Genomic DNA, 19,553 nt, shown 5'->3' with positions numbered 1-19,553 from the left:
GCTCGGCGTGCCTCAGATCCGGTTCCGTTCGATGAGCTGTTTGACGATCACGTTGCGCTGGATCTCGTTCGTCCCCTCGCCGACGATCATGAGCGGCGCGTCGCGGAAGTAGCGCTCGATGTCGAACTCGGTGGAGTAGCCGGCCGCGCCGTGGATGCGGACCGCGTTCAGCGCGATCTGCATGGCCGCCTCGGACGCGTACAACTTGGCCATCCCGGCCTCCATGTCGCAGCGCTCACCCGCGTCGAGGCGCGCCGCGGCGTCGAGGGTGAGCAGCCGCGCCGCCCGCAGCTGGGTGGCCATGTCGGCGAGGTAGTTGCCGATGGACTGGTGCTGCCAGATCGGCTTGCCGAACGCCTCCCGTTCCTGGGCATAGCGCAGGGAGTCCTCCAAGGCGGCGCGTCCCACGCCGAGCGCGCGTGCCGCGACCTGGATGCGACCCACTTCCAGGCCCCGCATCATCTGTGCGAAGCCGCGTCCCTCCTCGCCGCCGAGCACCGCGTCGAGGGGCGCCTCGTAGCCGTCGAACGACAGCTCGCAGCTCTCCACGCCCTTGTAGCCGAGCTTGGGCAGGTCGCGGGAGACGGTCAGGCCGGGACCCTTCTCGGCCAGCAGGATGCTGATGCCCCGGTGGCGCGGCGAGGCGCCGGTGTCGGTCTTGCACATCAGCGCGATCAGCCCCGACATGCGCGCGTTGGTGATCCACATCTTGGCGCCGTCGACGACGTACCGGTCGCCGTCCCGCCGCGCGGACGTGGTCATCGCCTGCAGGTCGGAGCCGCCGGACGGCTCGGTGAGCGCCATCGTGGCGCGCAGCTCCCCGGCCGCCATCCGGGGCAGGTAGCGGGCCTTCTGCTCTTCGGTGCCGAATACGGCGAGCAGATGGGAGACGACCGTGTGGCCGCCGAACGCCCCGGCGAGGGTCATCCAGCCGCGCGCCAGCTCCTCGGTGACCAGCGCGTAGCACGCCTTGGACACGCTCACGTCGCCGTAGGGCTCGGGGACGGCGAGCCCGTACACGCCGAGGTCCTTCATGCGGTCGATGAGGTGGGCGGGGTAGGTGCCCGCGTGCTCCAGGTCCCGGGCGACCGGGCGGACCTCCTTGTCGACGAAGTCCGCGACGACCTCGACGATGGCGCGCTCCTCGTCGCTGAGCGTGAACACGGCTGCCGATCTCCTCCCGCACTGGTCCACCCGAAGGCTATTTCATATATTTGATTTGAAAACATGGGGTGTCAACGGTGGCGGAGCCGTGACCGTCCATAATGTGACGCGGCCGCCATCACACCACACGGGCACACCACACGGGGACACCCACACGGGCGCACGGGGAGACGATGACAGTGGCACCTTCCGGTGACCAGGGCCTCGGCAGGCGCCGCCAGCTGAGCGACGAGGTGGCCGCCTACGTGCGCGAGCTCATCATGTCCGGCCAGGTCGGGCACGGGGAGTTCCTCCGCCTGGAGCGGATCGCCGAGGACCTCGGGATCAGCGTCACCCCCGTCCGGGAGGCCCTGCTGTCGCTGCGCGGCGAGGGGTTCGTCACCCTGGAGCCGCGTCGCGGGTTCATGCCCGCCCCGCTGACCCGGCAGGACGTCCAGGACCTGTTCGAGGCGCAGGCGTACTTCGCCGGCGAGCTGGCCGCCCGCGCCGCCGAGAAGGTCACCGAGGCGGAGCTGGAGTCGCTCGACCGGACGCAGGGACTGCTGGAGCAGGCCTCCAGGGCCAAGGACTCCGAGGCCATCGAGCGCGCCAACCACCAGTTCCACCGCGTGATCAACCTGTGCGCCGACTCGCCCAAGACGGCGTGGCTGCTGCGGCTCGTGGTGCGTTACGCGCCGCGCCGCTTCTACTCCAGCATCCAGGGCTGGAGCCAGGCGTCGGTCGACGACCACCACCTCGTCCTGGCCGCGCTCCGGGCCGGGGACGCGGACGCCGCGCGGCAGGCGATGCGCGCCCACATCCGGCACGCGGGCACGCTGCTGGTCGTGCACCTGGAGGGGCAGGGCTTCTGGGACGGCCGGCCCGGATGACGGCCGCGCACCCCTCTTCACTTCCCGCAACGGCCTCCCATATCGTATAAAAAATTCCCAGGAGGTTCGATGGACGGGGACTCTGAAGCGTCACGCACCGTCGTCACGGTGACCGACCACGAGGCGATCCGCGTGCTGACGCTGAACCGGCCCGAGGCCCGCAACGCGATCGACGTCCCCATGCGCGAACGGCTCCTGGAGGAACTCCAGCGCGGCACCGGCGACCCGCACGTCCGGGCGATCGTCCTGACGGGCGCGGGCGGGACGTTCTCGGCGGGAGGCGACGTCCGGTCGATGGAGGGCGCCGGCCCGGACGCCGTCCGCGCCAGGCTCGCGCCCGTGCACAAGGCCGTCCGCCTCATCGCGACCTGCGGGACACCCGTGATCGCGGCCGTCGAGGGCGCCGCCGCCGGGCTCGGCGTCTCCCTCGCCGCCGTCTGCGACCACGTGGTCGCCGCCGAGGACGCCCGGTTCGTCGCCGCGTTCGGCAAGGTCGGCCTCGTCGCGGACGGCGGGCTGCTGTGGACGCTCCCGCAGCGCGTCGGGATGGGACGCGCCAAGGAGATGCTCGTGTTCGGCCGCACCGTGCCGGCCCCCCGCGCCTGCGAGATCGGGCTCGCCGACTCCCTCGCGCCGCCCGGCGAGGCCCTGGCCGCCGCCCTGGGGCTCGCCGCCGACGCCGCCGCGCTCGCGCCCCTCTCGGTCGCCGCCGCCAAGCGGCTGCTGGCGCGCAACGACCACAGCCTGAAGCGGCTGCTGGAGTCCGAACGCGAGGAGCAGGCCGCCCTGTTCGGCACCGCCGACTTCGCCGAGGGCCGCGCCGCGTTCGCCGAGCGCCGCCCACCACGCTTCGAAGGCCGCTGACATCTTGGAGGAACGGAACGTGAGCAGGCTGCAGCAGACCCACGGGCTGACGGACGAGCAACGGGAGATCATCGCGACGGTGCGCGCGTTCGCGGAGAAGGAGATCATTCCGGTCGCCGCCGAACTGGAGCGCGCCGACGAGTACCCGCAGGCGATCGTGGACGGCATGAAGGACCTCGGGCTCTTCGGCCTGATGATCGGCGAGGAGCACGGCGGGCTCGGGGAGTCGCTGCTGACCTACGCGCTGGCGGTCGAGGAGCTGGCGCGGGGCTGGATGAGCGTGTCCGGCATCATCAACACCCACTTCATCGTCGCCTGGATGATCACCCAGCACGGCACCCCCGAGCAGCGGGCGCACTACCTGCCGAAGATGGCGACCGGGGAGATCAGGGGCGCGTTCTCGATGTCGGAGCCCGGCTGCGGCTCGGACGTCTCGGCCATCACGACCCGCGCAGTCCCGGACGGCGACCACCACGTCATCGACGGCCAGAAGATGTGGCTGACGAACGGCGCCTCGGCCAACCTCGTCGCCACCCTGGTCAAGACCGACCCGGACGCCGGCCACCGCGGCATGACCACGTTCCTCGTCGACAAGACCCCCGGCTTCGGCGAGGTCGCGCCCGGCCTCACCGTCCCCGGCAAGATCGGGAAGATGGGCTACAAGGGCATCGACACCACCGAGCTGCTCTTCGACTCCCACCGCGTCCCGTCCGCGCAGATCCTCGGCGGGACGCCCGGCCGCGGCTTCTACCAGATGATGGACGGCGTCGAGGTCGGCCGCGTGAACGTCGCCGCGCGGGCCTGCGGCGTCGCGAAACGCGCCTATGAGCTGGCGATCGACTACGCGCGGCAGCGCGAGACGTTCGGCAGGCCCATCGCCGGGCACCAAGCCGTCCTGTTCCGCCTCGCCGAGATGGCCACCAAGATCGAGGCCGCGCACCAGATGGTGGTGATGGCGGCGCGGCGCAAGGACTCCGGCGAGCGCAACGACCTGGAGGCGGGCATGGCCAAGTACCTCGCGGGCGAGTACTGCAAGGAGGTCGTGGAGGACGCGTTCCGCATCCACGGCGGCTACGCCTACTCCACCGAGTACGAGATCGAGCGCCTCTACCGCGAGGCCCCGATGCTGCTGATCGGGGAGGGCACCGCCGACATCCAGAAAATGATCATCGGCCGCCGCCTCCTGGAGGACTGACCACCGCCGGACGATCACGATGACCGGGGGCGGCGGATATCGTGGCGGCATGGCAAGCCCGACTCCCGCCCCCGGCCGCCGCCACTCAGAGCTGCGCGACTTCCTGCGGACCCGCCGTGCCCGGCTGACCCCCGCCGACGTCGGCATGCCCGCCGGCGGGCGGCGCCGGACGCCGGGCCTGCGCCGCGAGGAGGTCGCCGTCCTCGCCGGGGTCGGGGTGTCCTGGTACACGTGGCTGGAGCAGGGCCGCGACATCACGGTGTCCGGCGACGTGCTCGACGCGATCGGCCGCGCGCTGCGGCTGGACGGCGTCGAGCGCGAGCACCTGTACCTGCTCGCGGGCCTCAACCCGCCCCAGGCGGACGCCGGCCCGGCACTTCCGGTCACCCCGGAGCTCCATCGGCTGCTGGACGCCTGGTCGCCGCGGCCGGCCTACATCCGCGATCGGCACTGGAACCTCATCGCGGTCAACGACGCCGCCCGCGACGTGTTCGGGTACGGCGACACCGACCACAACTGCCTGGTCACGTTCTTCACCAGCGTCCGCTACCGGGCTCTGCACATGCACTGGGAGGCGGTGGCGCCCGACGTCGTGGGACGATTCCGCGCCGACGCCGCCCGCTACCCCGACGACCCCGAGTTCGCCCGGATCGCCGAGGACCTGCTGGCCGTCAGCCCGGAGTTCGCGGAGCTGTGGGGCCGCCACGAGGTCAGCGCGCGGACGCAGGCCGTCAAGGCGATCCGGCACCCGGACGCCGGAGAGATGATCTTCGAGGCGACGGTGCTGCCGTTCACCGACCGTCCCGGCCAGGAGCTCGTCCTGTACAATCCGCGGCCGGAGACGGGCACACGGGAGCGCCTCGAACGCCTCACGGCCCGGCGCGGTCTGGCGGCCGCCAGCTGAGCCGCGAGGGTGGTGGTGACAGACCCACGATAAGCGGACTCTGCCGCCCGGCCGGGAGGAGCGGGACGATCGTCGGCATGACACGGAACCCACGTTTTGCGAACAAGGTCGCGTTGATCACCGGCGGGTCGAGCGGGATGGGCCTGGCCACAGCCCGGCGGCTGCTGGACGAGGGCGCGTCGGTCGTGATCACCGGACGCGACCGGGCGCGCCTCGACGCGGCCGCCAAGGAGCTGGACGGCGGCGACCGGGTGCTCGCCGCCCGCGCCGACGCGGCGAGCCTGCCGGACCTGGACGCGCTGATGGAGACCGTCCGGGAGCGGTACGGCAGCCTGGACGTGGTCTTCGCGAATGCCGGGATCGCCGTGTTCGGCCCGGCCGCCGAGATGACCGAGACCGACTTCGACCATGCCGTGGACGTCAACTTCAAGGGCGTGTTCTTCACCGTCCAGAAGGCGCTGCCGCTGCTGACCGCGGACGCCGCGATCGTCGTCAACGCGTCGTGGACGATGCACCGCGGCCTGCCGGTCGGTGCGCTGTACTCGGCGACGAAGGCGGCCGTGCAGAGCCTGACGCGCACCCTCGCCGCCGAACTCGGACCGAGGGGAATCCGCGTCAACTCGGTCAGCCCCGGCTACATCGACACGCCGATGTACCGCGGCGCCGTTCCCGAGGACGAGGCGGACGCGATCCGCGCTCAGGTGGCGTCCGGCCGGATCGGCACGCCCGAGGAGGTGGCGGGCGCCGTCGCGTTCCTCGCCTCGGCGGACGCCGGCTACGTCAACGGCCAGGACCTCATCGTGGACGGCGGCCTCGTCGCGGCCGTCGCCGGACCCTCCCGCCTGGCCACGGCACAGGCCTGAGACACACCTCGAAGGAAAGGGCGCAGACCATGAGGACGCGTGAGTTCGCGGGGACGCCGGTCGGTGCGGTCGGGCTCGGCTGCATGGGGATGAGCTGGGCCTACACCGAGTCGGAACGGGACGACGCGGCGTCGGCCGCGCTGATCCGCGAGGCCCTCGACCTCGGGGTCACGTTCCTGGACACCGCGCAGCCCTACGGCGACGGCCACAACGAGACGCTCGTCGGCCGGGCGCTCGCGGGACGCCGGGACGAGGCGGTCGTCGCCACCAAGACGGGCCTGGTCGTCGAGAGCATGACGACCAGGAAGATCGTCCGGCGGGGCACGCCCGAGCACGCCAGGGCGTCCGCGGAGGACAGCCTGCGCCGCCTCGGCACGGACGTGATCGACCTGTACTACCTGCACCGCGTCGACCCGGAGGTGCCGCTGGCCGACACGTGGGGCGCGATGGCCGAGCTGGTCGCCGAGGGCAAGGTCCGGAGCCTGGGCCTGTCGGAGGTCAGTGTCGCGCAGGCCGCGGAGGCGCACGCGATCCACCCGGTGGCGGCCGTCCAGTCGGAGCTGTCGCTGTGGACCCGGGACGCGATGGGCGCGCCGGGCGGGCTCGCCGGAACCCTGCCCGGCGACGCGTCCGGCAGGGAAGGGCCGGGGGACGTGGTCGGCTGGTGCGCCGCCAACGGCGCCGCGTTCGTGCCGTTCTCGCCGCTCGGTCGGGGCTTCCTCACCGGGACGGTCACCTCCGCCGACTTCGAGGACACCGACTTCAGGGGCGGCAACCCGCGCTTCCAGCGGGACGCGCTGAAGGCCAACCTGCGCATCGTCGACGTCGTCAAGGCGGTCGCCGAGCGGCACGGCGCCACTCCGGCGCAGGTCGCCATCGCCTGGACGCTGGCGCAGGGCGAGCACGTCATCCCGATCCCCGGCACCAAGAAGCGGCGCTACCTGCGCGACAACGCGGGCGCCGCCGGCCTGGACCTCACCGTGACCGACCTTGCAGAACTGGACGACGTCCCGGCGCCCGTCGGCGGACGCTACTGACCGCCGGCCGCCCTGATCCTGTGCGCCGTCCGCAGGGCCGCCTACCCCGGCGCGGTCGGCCGCGTTCCCTGACCCGGCCGGGTCACCGCCGCGGCTGCGTCAGGTACGAACGCTGGGCGGCGATCGCCTCCGCCGCCTGCTTCACGATCCCCTCGATCAGCTCCTCGCAGCCGGGCAGGTCGCCGATGACGCCGACGACCTGCCCGGACGCCATCACGCCGAGGTCGGGGCGGCCGTCCACCATGGCCGCCTTCAGCAGCATCGGGGTGTTGGCGGCCATGAGGACCTGCGACCACGACAGGTCCTTGCCGTGCTTCATCGCCTTCCCGTCGGCGATCATCTCGCGCCACGACATCCCGGACAGCTTCTTGAACCGGGCGCCGTTGCGCATGGCCCGGATCAGCCCGCCGACCCGGCCGGAACCCTCCAGGGTGTCGACCAGCTCGCTGCGCAGCACCCGGTGCGGCATCCCGTCCACCTGCCGGGTCACCACCGTCTCGCCGGTCTCCAGGTACACCCGCTTGACCGCGTCCGGGACCGAGCTGTCGGACGTCAGCAGGAACCGGGTGCCCATCGCGACGCCCGCCGCCCCGTACGCCAGCGCGGCGGCGAGGCCGCGTCCGTCGAAGAAGCCGCCGGCGGCGATCACCGGGATGTCCACCGCGTCCACGACCTGCGGCAGCAGCAGCGTCGTGGCGACGGGACCGGTGTGCCCGCCGCCCTCGCCGCCCTGCACCAGGACGGCGTCGGCGCCCCAGCCCGCGACCTTCTCCGCGTGCCGCCGCGCGCCGACCGACGGGATCACCACGAGCCCGGCGTCCTTCAGCTTGGCGATGAGCTCCTTCTTCGGCGCGAGCGCGAACGAGGCGACCCGCACGCCCTCCTTGATCAGGAGGTCGATGCGGTCGCCCGCGTCGCCGGCGTCGGCGCGCAGGTTGACGCCGAACGGCGCGTCCGTGCGGTCCTTGACCTCGTGGACCGCGTCCGCGAGCTGGTCGAGCGTCATCGTCGCCGACGCGAGGATCCCCAGGCCGCCGGCGTTCGCTACGGCCGTGACGAGCCGCGGACCGGCCACCCACCCCATGCCCGTCTGGACGACCGGGTGCCGCACGCCGGTCAGCCGGGTCAGCGGGGTGGCGAGCACCTGCTCGCCCCTGCCTGTTTCCTGCGAGGGGACGACCCCCCGTTCCCCCTGGTCCGCCTCGCTCATGCGGGGACTTCCCTCTCACGCAGCCCCTTGGGGTCGAGCACCTCGCGCATGACCCGCAGCTCCCCGTCGCCGGGCAGCCGCGTCAGCGGCACCTCGTCCGGGACGACCAGTTCGAAGCCCGTGGCGGCGACGACGTCGTCGACCTCCACGCCGGGATGCACCGACCGCAGCCGCATCCGCCTGTCCGGGGTGTCGAAGTCGAGCACCGCGAGGTTGCTCACCACGGCGCGGATCTCGTGCGCGCCCCGGTCCCAGCCGACGCCGCTCACCATGTCGACCTTCTCGGTGAACACCCGCGCCGAATGCTTCGGCACCCAGTAGCTCGTCGTGTTCAGCAGCGTGTTGCCCGGCCCGCCGCGCACGCCGAGGAGTTGCCGCGCCGGACGCTCCCAGTCGCCGATGCACGAGATGTTGGTGTTGCCGTGCGCGTCGATCTGGCTCGGCCCCATCACCACGTGCCGCCGCCCGTTGAGGACGAGCCACAGGTGGTCGCGGAACGGCAGCCAGCCCTCGGCCGTCGCCGCCGGGGCGCCGAGCGGGACGGGCTCGGCGCTCAGCGCCGGACCGCCGTCGGTGGTCAGCAGGTCGGGCTCGAACGTGGCCCGCGCCAGCCGGGACCCCAGCATCGGCACGAACCCGGCGACGGCCGCCGCGACGATCTCGCCGTCGCCCCGGAACAGGTCGGCGCACGCGGCCGCGCAGACCTCGGCCCGCGTGACGGTGCCCGTGGTGGTGCCCGTGGTGGTGCTCGTGGTGCTCATCGGGATTCCTCCTGCCAGACCCGGACGGCGTCCTGGTAGGCGGCCTCGTCGCCGGACAGGAAACGGTCCCGGAACGCCGCCCACTTGTCCGGGTCGGCCGCCGACTGGGCGTAGAGCCTCTGGAACGCCTCGTCCCGCCCGGAGTCGGGCGCGCAGTCGGTGAAGTGCGCCCCGTTCGGCGTCTCCACCACGCCCGTCACGTGCGACCGGCTGATCAGGAGGGACTGCATCGGCCCCTCCTTGGCGAAGTCGGCGGTGTCGACGAGCCGCTCGCACGACACGTACGTGCGGTCCGCCGCCTTGGCGAACAGGTCGTCCATGTACGGGTCCGGGCCGAGGTACTGGGCGTTGCCGCGGGCGTCGGCGCGGTTCATGTGCACGAGCGCCACGTCCATCGTCAGGGCCGGGACGGCGACGAGTTCGCGACCGTCCTCGTAGGGCGACCGGATCGTCTTAAGCTCCGGGTTGACCTTCAGGACGTCCGAGCCGAGGCCCACTGGGGTGGGCAGGAACGGCAGCCGGTGCGCCGCCGCGTACAGCCCGAACATGAACATGCCCTCGTCGTACTCGGTCAGCTCGATCGACCCGGACTGCCGCGCCTGCCGGAAATGCGGCTCCAGCGGCACCGTGTCCATCGTCACGAAAGCGGTGACGAGCCGCCGGATCTTGCCCGCGGCGCACAGCAGCCCCACGTCCGGCCCCCCGTACGTCACGACGGTGAGGTCGGTGACGGGGGAGCGGAGGATCGCCCGGACGAGCGCCATCGGCTTGCGGCGCGAGCCCCAGCCGCCGATCCCGACCGTCATGCCGCTCTCCAGCGACCCGGCGACCTCCTCGATGGAGAGGATCTTGCTCACTTCGCCCCCTTGGCGACGAAGGCGTCGCGGTGCTCGTCGCCGGCGCCGACGAGGTTGAGCTCGAACGTGAAGCCCTGCTCGTAGCGGTAGCTGCGCTTCACGTCGATCGGGTCGATGCCGTTCAGCGACTCCTTGGCGCGGCGGATGACGTACCGGTCCTTGGCGGCGATGTTCGCGGCGACCTCCATGGCCTTGGCGCGCAGCTCGCCCGCCGGGACGACCTCCAGCACCGAGCCGTGGCGGTGCAGTTCGTCCGCCGTGACGTTGCGGCACGTGTAGACCATGGCCCGCATCAGGTGCTGCGGGACGAGCCGTGCCAGGTGGGTGGCGGCGCCGAGCGCGCCGCGGTCGACCTCGGGGAGGCCGAAGTAGGCGTCCTGCGAGGCGACGACGATGTCGGCGTTGCCCACGAGGCCGATCCCGCCGCCGAGGCAGAAGCCGTGGACGGCGGCGACGACCGGGACCTCGCAGTCGTAGACGGCGGCGAACGCCGCGTAGCAGCCGCGGTTGGCCCCGACCAGGGCGGCGTGGCCGTCGGTGTTCTGCATCTCCTTGATGTCGACGCCCGCGTTGAACCCCCGGCCCTCGGCTCGGAGCACGACGGCGCCGACCCGCGGGTCGCGGCCCGCCGCGAGGACCGCGTCGGCCAGCTCGTACCAGCCCGCGACGGTCAGGGCGTTGACCGGCGGAGCGTCCACGACGATCTCGGCGACCCCGTCCAGGGTCGTGGTGGAGACTCCCATGCGCTACCTTTCCACCAAACATTTGTTAGAACAGAACGTAGCAGAGGCGGACACGGGAGGCGCTATGCCGCAGGAGACGCGATGGCACTGACGCTCGATCTGGGCGGCAAGACCGCCGTGGTCACCGGCGGCGTGCGGGGGGTCGGCGCCGGGATCAGCCGCGCCCTCCTGGAGGCGGGCGCCGACGTCGTCGCGGTGGCCCGGCGCGAGCCGGAGTCGCTTCCGGAGGCGGGCGGCCGGACGGTGAGGTTCGTCTCGCTGGACGCCCGCGACCCGGCCGCCGCGCAGGCCTTCGCGGACGGGCTGGACCGCGCCGACGTGCTGGTCAACAACGCGGGCGGCGCACCGTTCCTGCCGCTCGCCGACGGTGAGCTGCGCACCCACATCAAGATCATCGAGTTGAACCTGACCTCGGCGCTGATCATGGCGCGGGCACTGCGGCCGCGGATGCTGGAGGGCGGCGGAGGCTCGGTCGTCAACATCGGCAGCGTGAGCGGGCAACGCCCGTCGCCCGGCACCGCCGCCTACGGCGCGGCGAAGGCCGGCCTGCAGAGCCTCACCACGTCCCTGGCCGTCGAATGGGCGCCGCACATCCGCGTCAACTCCGTGACGGTCGGCATGGTCCGCACCGAGTCGTCGCACCTGCACTACGGGGACGAGGCGGGCATCGCGGCGGTGGAGCGGACCGTCCCGCTCGGCCGCCTCGCCGATCCGTACGACGTCGGCGCCGCCTGCGTGTTCCTCGCCTCCGACCTCGCGTCCTACGTCACCGGGTCGTCGATGCTGCTGCACGGCGGGGGAGAGCGCCCCGCCTTCCTGGACGCCGCCAGCGCCAACAAGCCGTGAGCCCCGAACAAGCGTGAGCACAGAAGGAGTCGCGATGATCTGCAAGGACCGGGTGGTCGCCGTCACCGGCGCCGGGCGCGGGCTCGGCCGCGCGCACGCCCTGGAGTTCGCCCGGCAGGGCGCCCTCGTCGTCGTCAACGACCTGGGCGTCGCGCGGGACGGCACCGGCGACGCCTCCGAGGGGCCCGCGCACGACGTCGTCCGGGAGATCGAGGCGCTCGGCGGCCGGGCCGTGGCCAGCACCGACGACATCGCCACCGACGCCGGCGCCGCCGCGCTGATCGCCACCGCGACCGGCACGTTCGGGCGGCTCGACACCCTGGTCAACAACGCCGGGTTCCTGCGCGACCGCATGCTGGTCAACCTCGATGAGGACGAGTGGGACGCCGTCATGCGCGTCCACCTCAAGGGCCACTTCCTGCCGCTCAAGCACGCCGGGCGGTACTGGCGCGCCGAGAGCAAGGCGGGCCGCACGGTCGACGCGCGGGTCGTCAACACCTCGTCCGGCGCGGGCCTGCTCGGCAGTGTCGGCCAGGGCAACTACTCCGCCGCCAAGGCCGGCATCGTCGGCCTGACGCTCGTCGCGTCCGCCGAACTCGGCCGCTACGGGGTGACGGTCAACGCGATCGCGCCCGCCGCCCGCACCCGCATGACCGAGGAGGTCTTCGCGCAGACGATGGCCGCCCCCGCGGAGGGCGAGTTCGACGCCATGGCCCCGGAGAACGTCTCCCCGCTCGTCGTGTGGCTCGGGTCCGCCGCGTCGCGGGACGTGACCGGACGGGTCTTCGAGGCCGAGGGCGGCAAGATCTGCGTGATGGACGCCTTCCGGCACGGTCCCGCCGCCGACAAGGGCGCGAAGTGGGACCCGGCCGAGGTCGGCGAGGTCGTCACGGGCCTGCTCGCGAAGGCCCCGGCCCCCGAGCCCGTCTACGGCGCCGGCTGACCGGACCCCGACTCGGGCGCCGGCGCGACACCGAACGCGGAGGCACCGATCAGGTCGGCCGCGGCCTGCTCGCCGAACGGCGTGATCCGCCCGGCCTGGACGTCCCGCCACATCCGCTCGAACGGGCGGCGCGCGTGAAGCCCGCGCCGCCCGGCACGCCCGCCGGCCGCTGAACGATCGTGATCGCTTTGCCCGCGCACACGTTCGTCACCAGCGCGCGGCGGGTTCCCACCGCCTGCCGCCGGGGAACCCGCGCGGAGAAGATTGCCGGCGCCGCCGAACCGGCGGGCCTCCTCACGTGTCGTACAGGTCGGCGGCGGGGCACGCGAGCGAGGGGGCGCACATGGGGCGTGACGGGGAGGACGCCGCGGACGCGGACGCGCGCCCGCCGATCGCGGTACGGCAGATCGGCCCGCCGCGGCTCACCAAGGGGCTGGAGGGCACGGCCCGGCTCGGCTGGGACGCCCACCGCGCCCTGCACCCCGAACCGCGTCCCCACACGTCCGCGCAGCTCATCGCGCTCTGCGAGGAGGGTCGGCTGCACGGCCGGGGCGGCGCCGCCGCCCCCTTCGCCCGCAAGGTCGAGGCGGCCGCCCGCGCCGCCTCCCGCCGCGGCGAACGCACCGTCGTGGTCGTCAACGGCGCCGAGGGTGAGCCCGGCAGCGCCAAGGACAAGGTGCTGCTCCGCCGCGCCCCCCACCTGATCCTGGACGGCGCCGCGCTCACCGCGACCGCGCTCGGCGCGCTGGAGGTCGTCGTCGCGGTGACCGACGAGGAGGCGGCCCGCTCGGTGCGGCGGGCGATCGCCGAACGCGGGATCGGCGTGCGGGCACGGACGGTCCGGCTGCCCGCGCGGTTCGTCACGGGGGAGGGCGGCGCGCTGATCAGCGGCATCAACGGCGGCCGCCCGATCCCGCCCGTCCACGAGGGCCGCGCCTCCGGCCGGGGCGTGCACGGGCTGCCCACCCTGCTGTCCAACGCCGAGACCTACGCGCAGCTCGCCGTCCTCGCCGGGCTGGGCCCCCACGCCTACGCCTCTGCCGGGACCCCGGACGAACCCGGCACGGTGCTGCTGACCGTGACCGGCGCGGCCCGGTTCCCCGCCGTCGTCGAGACGCCCGCCGGGGCGCCGCTCGGCCACCTGCTCGACCTGTGCGGCGCCCGCGCGGGCGACGGCGTGCTCGTCGGCGGCTACCGCGGTGCCTGGCTGAGCGGCGAGGCCGCGGCCCGGACCGGGGTGTCGCGGGCGGGCCTCGCGGCGTCCGGCGGCGTGCTCGGCGCCGGGGCCGTCCTGCCGCTCGGCCGCGGCACCTGCCCGCTCGGCGAATGCGCGCGGGCGGCCCGCTACCTGGCGGCCGAGTCCACCGGGCAGTGCGGGCCGTGCCGGCTCGGGCTGCCCGACATCGCCGGCGCGTTCGCCGACCTCGCCGCCGGACGCGACGCCGGCGCCGCCCGCGACACCGTCCTGCGCGCCGCCCGGATGGTGAGCGGGCGCGGCGCCTGCGCGCACCCCGACGGCTCCGCCCGCTTCGCGCTGTCCGCCCTGGACGTCTTCGCCGCCGACATCGCCCGGCATCTGGCGGACGGCGGATGCGGCCGTCCCGTCCGGGGCGTCCTGCCCGCCGACACCGGGGCGCGGCTGAGCCTGGAGATCGACTGGAGCCGCTGCGACGGGCACGGGCGGTGCGCCGACGTGCTGCGCGGCGTGGTCCGGATGGACGAGTACGGCTACCCGGTCGTTCCCGCCGGGCCGGTTCCTGCGCGGCTGGAGGCGGACGCGAGACGCGCGGTCGCGGTGTGCCCCGGCCTCGCGCTCCGCCTCGTCCCGCGCACCCCGCCCGCCGCGGCGCCCGGCCGGCCCGGGCGGTAGCCGCCCGCCGCGGTCGCCGGAATGCCGTGCGGTAACGGGGCGTTCTAATCGCGTACCACCGAAAATGGATCGCCTCGCGTGGGGCGCTCCGGCTACGGTGCGAAGGTTTGTGGGGTGAGCGGAGCCGAGGGCCTGGAACCCTATCCTTGTCGATGCCTATGAGGACGCCTGTGAGATCGCCGCTCGCCGACCTGCGTGCGCGCCTGCCGGAGCTGATGCTGCGCGACCAGCACCGGCTGCGCCGCCGGATCGACGGCGCCCAGAAGATGCGCGACGCGGGACGGCGCGCCAAGGTCGCCGAGGAGATCACCGCCGACGTCGAGGCCGCCGGGCGGCGGGTGGAGCGGCGGCGCCTCGCCGTGCCCGCGATCACCTACCCGGCGCAGCTGCCGGTCGCGCAGAAGAAGGACGACATCCTCGCCGCGATCCGCGACCACCAGGTCGTGATCGTCGCGGGGGAGACGGGCTCCGGCAAGACCACCCAGATCCCCAAGATCTGCCTTGAGCTGGGCCGGGGCGTGCTCGGCTCGATCGGGCACACCCAGCCGCGCCGGCTCGCCGCGCGCACGGTCGCCGACCGCATCGCCGAGGAGCTCGGCACCGATCTCGGCGACGCCGTCGGGTACAAGGTGCGCTTCACCGACCGTTCCAGCGACGACACGCTCGTCAAGCTGATGACGGACGGCATCCTGCTCGCCGAGATCCAGACCGACCGGCTGCTCCGCCAGTACGACACGCTGATCATCGACGAGGCGCACGAGCGCAGCCTGAACATCGACTTCCTGCTCGGCTACGTCAAGGAGATCCTGCCGCGCCGCCCGGATCTCAAGGTGATCATCACATCGGCGACGATCGACCCCGAGCGGTTCTCCGAGCACTTCAGCGGGTCCGGGGGATCGTCCCCCGATGGACATCTCGGAGACGCACCCATCGTGGAGGTGTCGGGCCGCACCTATCCGGTGGAGGTCCGGTACCGGCCCGTCGCCGACCCGGACGATCCGTCCGCGGACCCCGACCGCGACCAGATCCAGGCGATCGTGGACGCCGTGGACGAACTGGGCCGCGAGGACCCCGGCGACGTGCTGGTCTTCCTCAGCGGCGAACGGGAGATCCGCGACACCGCCGACGCGCTGACCAAGCACTTCACGCGCCAGCGAGGCGCCACCGAGGTCCTGCCGCTGTACGCGCGGCTGTCCTCGGCCGAGCAGCACCGGGTGTTCCAGCCGCATCGCGGGCGGCGCGTGGTCCTGGCGACGAACGTCGCCGAGACGTCCCTGACCGTCCCGGGGATCAAGTACGTCGTCGACCCCGGCACGGCCCGGATCTCCCGCTACAGCCACCGCCTGAAGGTGCAGCGGCTCCCGATCGAGCCGGTCTCGCAGGCGTCGGCGAACCAGCGCAAGGGACGCTGCGGCCGCGTGTCCGACGGCGTGTGCATCCGGCTCTACTCCGAGGAGGACTTCGAGTCCCGACCGGAGTTCACCGACCCCGAGATCCTGCGCACGAACCTCGCGTCGGTCATCCTGCAGATGACGGCCCTCGGCCTCGGTGACATCGCCGCGTTCCCGTTCGTGGAGCCGCCGGACCGCCGCAACGTCAAGGCGGGCGTCGACCTGCTCCACGAGCTGGGCGCCATGAACCCGTCGGAGAAGGACCCTCGGAAGCGGCTCACCCCGCTCGGCCGCAGTCTCGCCCAGCTGCCCGTCGACCCGCGCCTGGCCCGCATGGTCCTGGAGGCCGACAAGAACGGATGCGTCCGCGAGGTACTGATCATCGCGTCGGCGCTGTCGATCCAGGACCCGCGGGAACGTCCCGCCGAGCACCAGCAGGCCGCCGACGACAAGCACCGCCGTTTCGCCGACCCCACGTCCGACTTCCTGGCGTACCTGAACCTGTGGAACTACCTGCGCGAGCGGCAGCAGGAACTGTCGGGCAGTGCGTTCCGGCGCATGTGCAAGAGCGAGTTCCTCCACTTCCTGCGCATCCGCGAATGGCAGGACCTGCACGGCCAGCTCAAACAGGTCGCCAAGTCCCTCGGCGTCACGCTCAACACCACCGACGCCGAACCCGACCGCATTCACACCTCGCTGCTGGCGGGTCTCCTCTCGCACATCGGGCTCGCCGACACCGAGAAGAAGGACAAGCAGCGCCGGGGCCAGGAGTACATCGGTGCGCGCGGCGCGAAGTTCGCCGTGTTCCCCGGGTCGTCGCTGTTCAAGAAGCCGCCGCGCTGGGTGATGTCGGCCGAGCTGGTCGAGACGTCCCGGCTGTGGGGACGCGTCAACGCCAGGATCGAGCCCGAGTGGATCGAGCCGCTCGCGCAGCACCTGGTGAAACGCAACTACAGCGAGCCGCACTGGTCGAAGAGGCAGGCGGCGGTCATGGCGCGGGAGAAGGTCACGCTGTACGGGGTGCCGATCGTCGCCGACCGCCGCGTCAACTACGGCCGCATCGACCCCGAACTGTCCCGCGAGCTGTTCATCCGGCACGCGCTCGTCGAAGGCGACTGGGAGACCCACCACCGGTTCTTCCACGACAACCGCGCCCTGCTGGACGAGGTGGAGGAGCTGGAGCACCGCGCCCGGCGCCGCGACATCCTCGTCGACGACGAGACCCTCTTCGACTTCTACGACGAGCGGATCCCCGACGACGTCGTCTCCGGGCGGCACTTCGACTCCTGGTGGAAGAGGGCCGGGCGCTCCGACCCCGACCTGCTCGGCTTCGAGAAGTCGATGCTCATCAACGAGACCGCGGGCGGCGTCAGCGAGGCCGACTACCCGGACGTGTGGAAGCAGGGCCCGCTGCGGCTGCGCCTCACCTACCAGTTCGAGCCGGGCGCCGACGCCGACGGCGTGACCGTGCACGTGCCCGTCCAGGTCCTCAACCAGGTGCGGCCGGACGGGTTCGAATGGCTGGTCCCCGGTCTGCGCGCCGAACTGCTCACCGAGCTGATCCGGTCGCTGCCCAAGCAGCTGCGCGTCAACTTCGTCCCGGCGCCCGACTACGCCCGCAAGGTCCTCGACCGCGTCGCGCCGCGCACCGAGCCGCTCCTGGACGCCCTGGAACGCGAGCTGACCGCGATGACGAGCGTGCCTCTCGCGCGGGAGGCGTGGGACCCGTCCCGGCTCCCCGCCCACCTGCACATCACGTTCCGCGTCGTGGACGACAAGGGCCGCACGCTCGGCGAGGGCACCGACCTGGACGAGCTGAAACGCCGCCTGGCGGGCAAGGTGCGCGGGACGCTGTCCAAGGCGGCGTCCACCATCGAACGGTCCGGTCTCACCGAGTGGACGATCGGGGAACTGCCCCGCACCTACGAGCAAAAGCAGGCGGGCTACGACGTCAAGGCTTACCCGGCGCTCACCGACGAGGGCGAGAGCGTCGCCGTCCGCATGTACGAGACGGAGGCGGAGCAGCGCCGGGCCATGTGGCTCGGCACGCGGCGCCTGATCCTGCTGAGCGCGCCCTCGCCGGTGAAGCTCATCCGGGGCCGCCTCACCAACAAGGGCAAGCTCGCGCTCAGCCACAACCCGCACGGCTCCGTCACCGCGCTCTTCGACGACTGCGTCACCGCCGCCGCCGACCGGCTCATCGCCGAGGCCGGCGGGCCCGCCTGGGACGAGGACGGCTTCCGCGCCCTGTACGACCGCGTCCGCGCCGACCTGCACGACGCGACCGCGCAGATCGTCGAGCTGGTCGAACGCGTCCTGGCCGAGGCGCACGAGGCCGACCGGCGGCTGCGCGGCACCACGAGCCTCACGCTCGTCCCGGCGCTGACCGACATCCGCGGCAACCTCGCGGCGCTCGTCCACCCCGGGTTCGTCACCGCGACCGGATGGGCGCGGCTGCAGGACCTGCCCCGCTACCTGCGCGCCCTGCAGATCAGGCTCGACAAGCTCCCCGAGAACCCCGGCCGCGACCGGATGCTGGCGCACCAGGTCGACGTCCTCGCGCAGGAGTACGACCAGACGCTGCGCCGCCTGCATCCGTCGCGCCGCGAGGACGAGCCCGCGCGGCAGGTCCGCTGGATGCTGGAGGAACTGCGGGTCAGCCTCTTCGCCCAGCAGCTCGGGACCCGCTTCCCCGTATCGGACAAGCGCATCCGCAAGGCGATGGCCCAGCTCTGACCCGGGGGCGTTCCGCTCCGGTCACCCGCTCAGTCCGCGTCGTAGGCGAACAGTTCCAGGTGGGTGCACTTGGTGCACCGGAAGGCGTGCACCTGCAGCCGCGGCCGTCCGAACAGCTTCGCGCCGCCGAAGACGCCGCGCTCCAGCGGGCCGGAGACCCAGCGGGAGAAACCGCGGGCGGACTGGCCGGAGTCCTCGATGAAACCCTGCTGAAAACTCGTGCTCCCGCACAAAGTGCACCTAAGCTCCGTCACCCGGGGATGATAGGCGCGAACGAACCATGATCGTTGATCGGGTATGACTGGTCTCATGGGATTGCGGGAGTTCTACCCACCGGTCGAGCCGTACGACTCCGGGCTGCTCGACGTCGGCGACGGAAACCGGATCTACTGGGAGACCTGCGGGAATCCGCACGGCAAACCCGCCGTCTTCCTGCACGGCGGCCCCGGCGGCGGGCTGCTGCCCGACAACCGGCGGTTCTTCGACCCGTCCGCCTACCGGATCGTGCTGTTCGACCAGCGCAACTGCGGGCAGAGCGTCCCGCACGCAGGCGACCCGGCGGTGTCGCTGGAGCACAACACCACACCGCACCTGGTGGCCGACATGGAACGGCTGCGCGAGCACCTGTCCATCGACCGGTGGCTCGTGTTCGGCGGAAGCTGGGGCAGCACCCTGGCCCTCGCCTACGCGCAGGCGCACCCCGGCCGCGTGTCGGAGATGGTGCTGCGCGGCGTCTACCTCGTCCGCCCGCCCGATGAGGCGTGGGCGTTCACCTCGACCGGCGCGGCGCATCTCTTCCCCGCCGAGTGGGCGGCGTTCCGCGACGCGATCCCGCCCGGCGAGCAGGACGACCTTCTCGCCGCCTACGGCCGCCGCATCGGCGACCCGGACCCGGCCGTCCACGTCCCGGCGGCCCGGGCGTGGATCGGCTGGGAACTCGCCGCGAACACGCTCCTGCCCGTCCCGCCGCCGGACCTGGACGAGACCCTCGTCGTGGCGTTCGCCCGCATCACGCACCACTACATCTCCCGCGGCGGCTTCCTCCCGGACGGCGGCCTGCTCGCGGGCGCCGACCGCATCCGGCACATCCCCGCCGTGATCGTGAACGGCCGCTACGACATGAAGACCCCGCCGGACCAAGCCTGGGATCTGCACCGCGCCTGGCCCGAGGCGGAGTTCCACATCGTGGAGGACGCCGGCCACGGCGGCGCCGAGCCCGGCACCCGCGACCGCCTCATCGAGGCGACCGACCGATTTTGCTAAGTTCAGTACGACGTGGGCACCCCCACATGTACCACCC

General features: G+C 72.7%; 18 protein-coding genes. 11 read left to right on the top strand and 7 right to left on the bottom strand.

Annotated elements, in window-relative coordinates; all coding sequences use genetic code 11:
- Positions 1-12: 12 nt before the first annotated feature.
- Positions 13-1,164 (bottom strand): acyl-CoA dehydrogenase family protein, encoded by a 1,152-nt coding sequence (locus ACTWPP_RS38280; RefSeq protein WP_443109336.1) that lies wholly within the window; start codon positions 1,162-1,164, stop codon positions 13-15.
- A gap of 173 nt (positions 1,165-1,337) precedes the next feature.
- On the opposite strand from ACTWPP_RS38280, the gene ACTWPP_RS38275 reads away from it, so the two are divergent.
- The 6 genes from ACTWPP_RS38275 (at position 1,338) to ACTWPP_RS38250 (ending at position 6,896) form a co-directional block, all read left to right on the top strand.
- Complete coding sequence (locus tag ACTWPP_RS38275) at positions 1,338-2,033, top strand: GntR family transcriptional regulator (RefSeq protein ID WP_443109335.1); 696 nt, start codon at positions 1,338-1,340, stop codon at positions 2,031-2,033.
- A gap of 69 nt (positions 2,034-2,102) precedes the next feature.
- Positions 2,103-2,897, top strand: a complete 795-nt coding sequence (locus tag ACTWPP_RS38270; RefSeq protein WP_443109334.1) for an enoyl-CoA hydratase/isomerase family protein — start codon at positions 2,103-2,105, stop codon at positions 2,895-2,897.
- A 19-nt stretch (positions 2,898-2,916) separates the two neighbouring features.
- Positions 2,917-4,092, top strand: coding sequence for an acyl-CoA dehydrogenase family protein (locus ACTWPP_RS38265; RefSeq protein ID WP_443109333.1), 1,176 nt, complete (start codon positions 2,917-2,919; stop codon positions 4,090-4,092).
- A 49-nt stretch (positions 4,093-4,141) separates the two neighbouring features.
- On the top strand, positions 4,142-4,996 hold the full coding sequence (locus ACTWPP_RS38260; RefSeq protein ID WP_443109332.1) for a helix-turn-helix transcriptional regulator: 855 nt from the start codon (positions 4,142-4,144) through the stop codon (positions 4,994-4,996).
- A 77-nt stretch (positions 4,997-5,073) separates the two neighbouring features.
- Positions 5,074-5,859 carry a glucose 1-dehydrogenase gene (locus tag ACTWPP_RS38255; RefSeq protein ID WP_443109331.1) on the top strand — a complete coding sequence of 262 codons (786 nt, stop codon included), beginning with the start codon at positions 5,074-5,076 and terminating at the stop codon, positions 5,857-5,859.
- A 29-nt stretch (positions 5,860-5,888) separates the two neighbouring features.
- Complete coding sequence (locus ACTWPP_RS38250) at positions 5,889-6,896, top strand: aldo/keto reductase (protein WP_443109330.1); 1,008 nt, start codon at positions 5,889-5,891, stop codon at positions 6,894-6,896.
- A gap of 82 nt (positions 6,897-6,978) precedes the next feature.
- Here the strand turns inward: ACTWPP_RS38250 and ACTWPP_RS38245 are convergent, their stop codons facing one another.
- The 4 genes from ACTWPP_RS38245 to ACTWPP_RS38230 are packed head-to-tail and all read right to left on the bottom strand — an operon-like array spanning position 6,979 to position 10,467.
- Positions 6,979-8,106, bottom strand: a complete 1,128-nt coding sequence (locus tag ACTWPP_RS38245; RefSeq protein WP_443109329.1) for an NAD(P)H-dependent flavin oxidoreductase — start codon at positions 8,104-8,106, stop codon at positions 6,979-6,981.
- Positions 8,103-8,867, bottom strand: a complete 765-nt coding sequence (locus ACTWPP_RS38240) for a CoA-transferase subunit beta (RefSeq protein ID WP_443109328.1) — start codon at positions 8,865-8,867, stop codon at positions 8,103-8,105. Before ACTWPP_RS38240 ends, ACTWPP_RS38245 begins: the two co-directional genes overlap by 4 nt.
- Positions 8,864-9,724 carry a CoA transferase subunit A gene (locus tag ACTWPP_RS38235; protein ID WP_443109327.1) on the bottom strand — a complete coding sequence of 287 codons (861 nt, stop codon included), beginning with the start codon at positions 9,722-9,724 and terminating at the stop codon, positions 8,864-8,866. Before ACTWPP_RS38235 ends, ACTWPP_RS38240 begins: the two co-directional genes overlap by 4 nt.
- Positions 9,721-10,467: an enoyl-CoA hydratase family protein gene (locus ACTWPP_RS38230; protein WP_443109326.1), complete on the bottom strand. Its 747-nt coding sequence runs from the start codon at positions 10,465-10,467 to the stop codon at positions 9,721-9,723. The genes ACTWPP_RS38235 and ACTWPP_RS38230 overlap by 4 nt, the downstream gene beginning before the upstream one ends.
- Before the next feature lie 81 nt (positions 10,468-10,548).
- Here ACTWPP_RS38230 and ACTWPP_RS38225 point away from each other — a divergent pair, with 81 nt between their 5' ends.
- Both ACTWPP_RS38225 and ACTWPP_RS38220 read left to right on the top strand, forming a co-directional pair.
- Complete coding sequence (locus ACTWPP_RS38225; RefSeq protein ID WP_443109325.1) at positions 10,549-11,313, top strand: SDR family oxidoreductase; 765 nt, start codon at positions 10,549-10,551, stop codon at positions 11,311-11,313.
- Between the two features lie 34 nt (positions 11,314-11,347).
- A complete protein-coding gene (locus ACTWPP_RS38220) occupies positions 11,348-12,256 on the top strand; it encodes an SDR family oxidoreductase (protein WP_443109324.1) in 909 nt (302 codons plus the stop codon).
- Here the strand turns inward: ACTWPP_RS38220 and ACTWPP_RS38215 are convergent.
- Positions 12,241-12,369: a hypothetical protein gene (locus tag ACTWPP_RS38215; protein WP_443109323.1), complete on the bottom strand. Its 129-nt coding sequence runs from the start codon at positions 12,367-12,369 to the stop codon at positions 12,241-12,243. The genes ACTWPP_RS38220 and ACTWPP_RS38215 overlap by 16 nt on opposite strands.
- A gap of 230 nt (positions 12,370-12,599) precedes the next feature.
- Here ACTWPP_RS38215 and ACTWPP_RS38210 point away from each other — a divergent pair, with 230 nt between their 5' ends.
- Together ACTWPP_RS38210 and hrpA are read left to right on the top strand one after the other, a co-directional pair.
- Positions 12,600-14,126 carry an NADH-ubiquinone oxidoreductase-F iron-sulfur binding region domain-containing protein gene (locus tag ACTWPP_RS38210; protein WP_443109322.1) on the top strand — a complete coding sequence of 509 codons (1,527 nt, stop codon included), beginning with the start codon at positions 12,600-12,602 and terminating at the stop codon, positions 14,124-14,126.
- A gap of 158 nt (positions 14,127-14,284) precedes the next feature.
- Entirely contained in the window at positions 14,285-18,253 is a 3,969-nt protein-coding gene (hrpA, locus tag ACTWPP_RS38205) for an ATP-dependent RNA helicase HrpA (RefSeq protein ID WP_443109321.1), read from the top strand.
- Positions 18,254-18,282: 29 nt separating this feature from the next.
- Here the strand turns inward: hrpA and ACTWPP_RS38200 are convergent, their stop codons facing one another.
- Positions 18,283-18,507: a hypothetical protein gene (locus tag ACTWPP_RS38200; protein WP_443109320.1), complete on the bottom strand. Its 225-nt coding sequence runs from the start codon at positions 18,505-18,507 to the stop codon at positions 18,283-18,285.
- A gap of 61 nt (positions 18,508-18,568) precedes the next feature.
- On the opposite strand from ACTWPP_RS38200, the gene pip reads away from it, so the two are divergent.
- Positions 18,569-19,516 (top strand): prolyl aminopeptidase, encoded by a 948-nt coding sequence (gene pip / locus ACTWPP_RS38195; protein ID WP_443109367.1) that lies wholly within the window; start codon positions 18,569-18,571, stop codon positions 19,514-19,516.
- Positions 19,517-19,553: the final 37 nt, after the last annotated feature.

Origin of the sequence: Actinomadura sp. 3N407, from assembly GCF_052245875.1 — a bacterium.
GTDB lineage: Bacteria > Actinomycetota > Actinomycetes > Streptosporangiales > Streptosporangiaceae > Spirillospora.
Note: the sequence above shows the minus strand (reverse complement) of the source record. Positions and strands in the feature narration are given on the sequence as shown.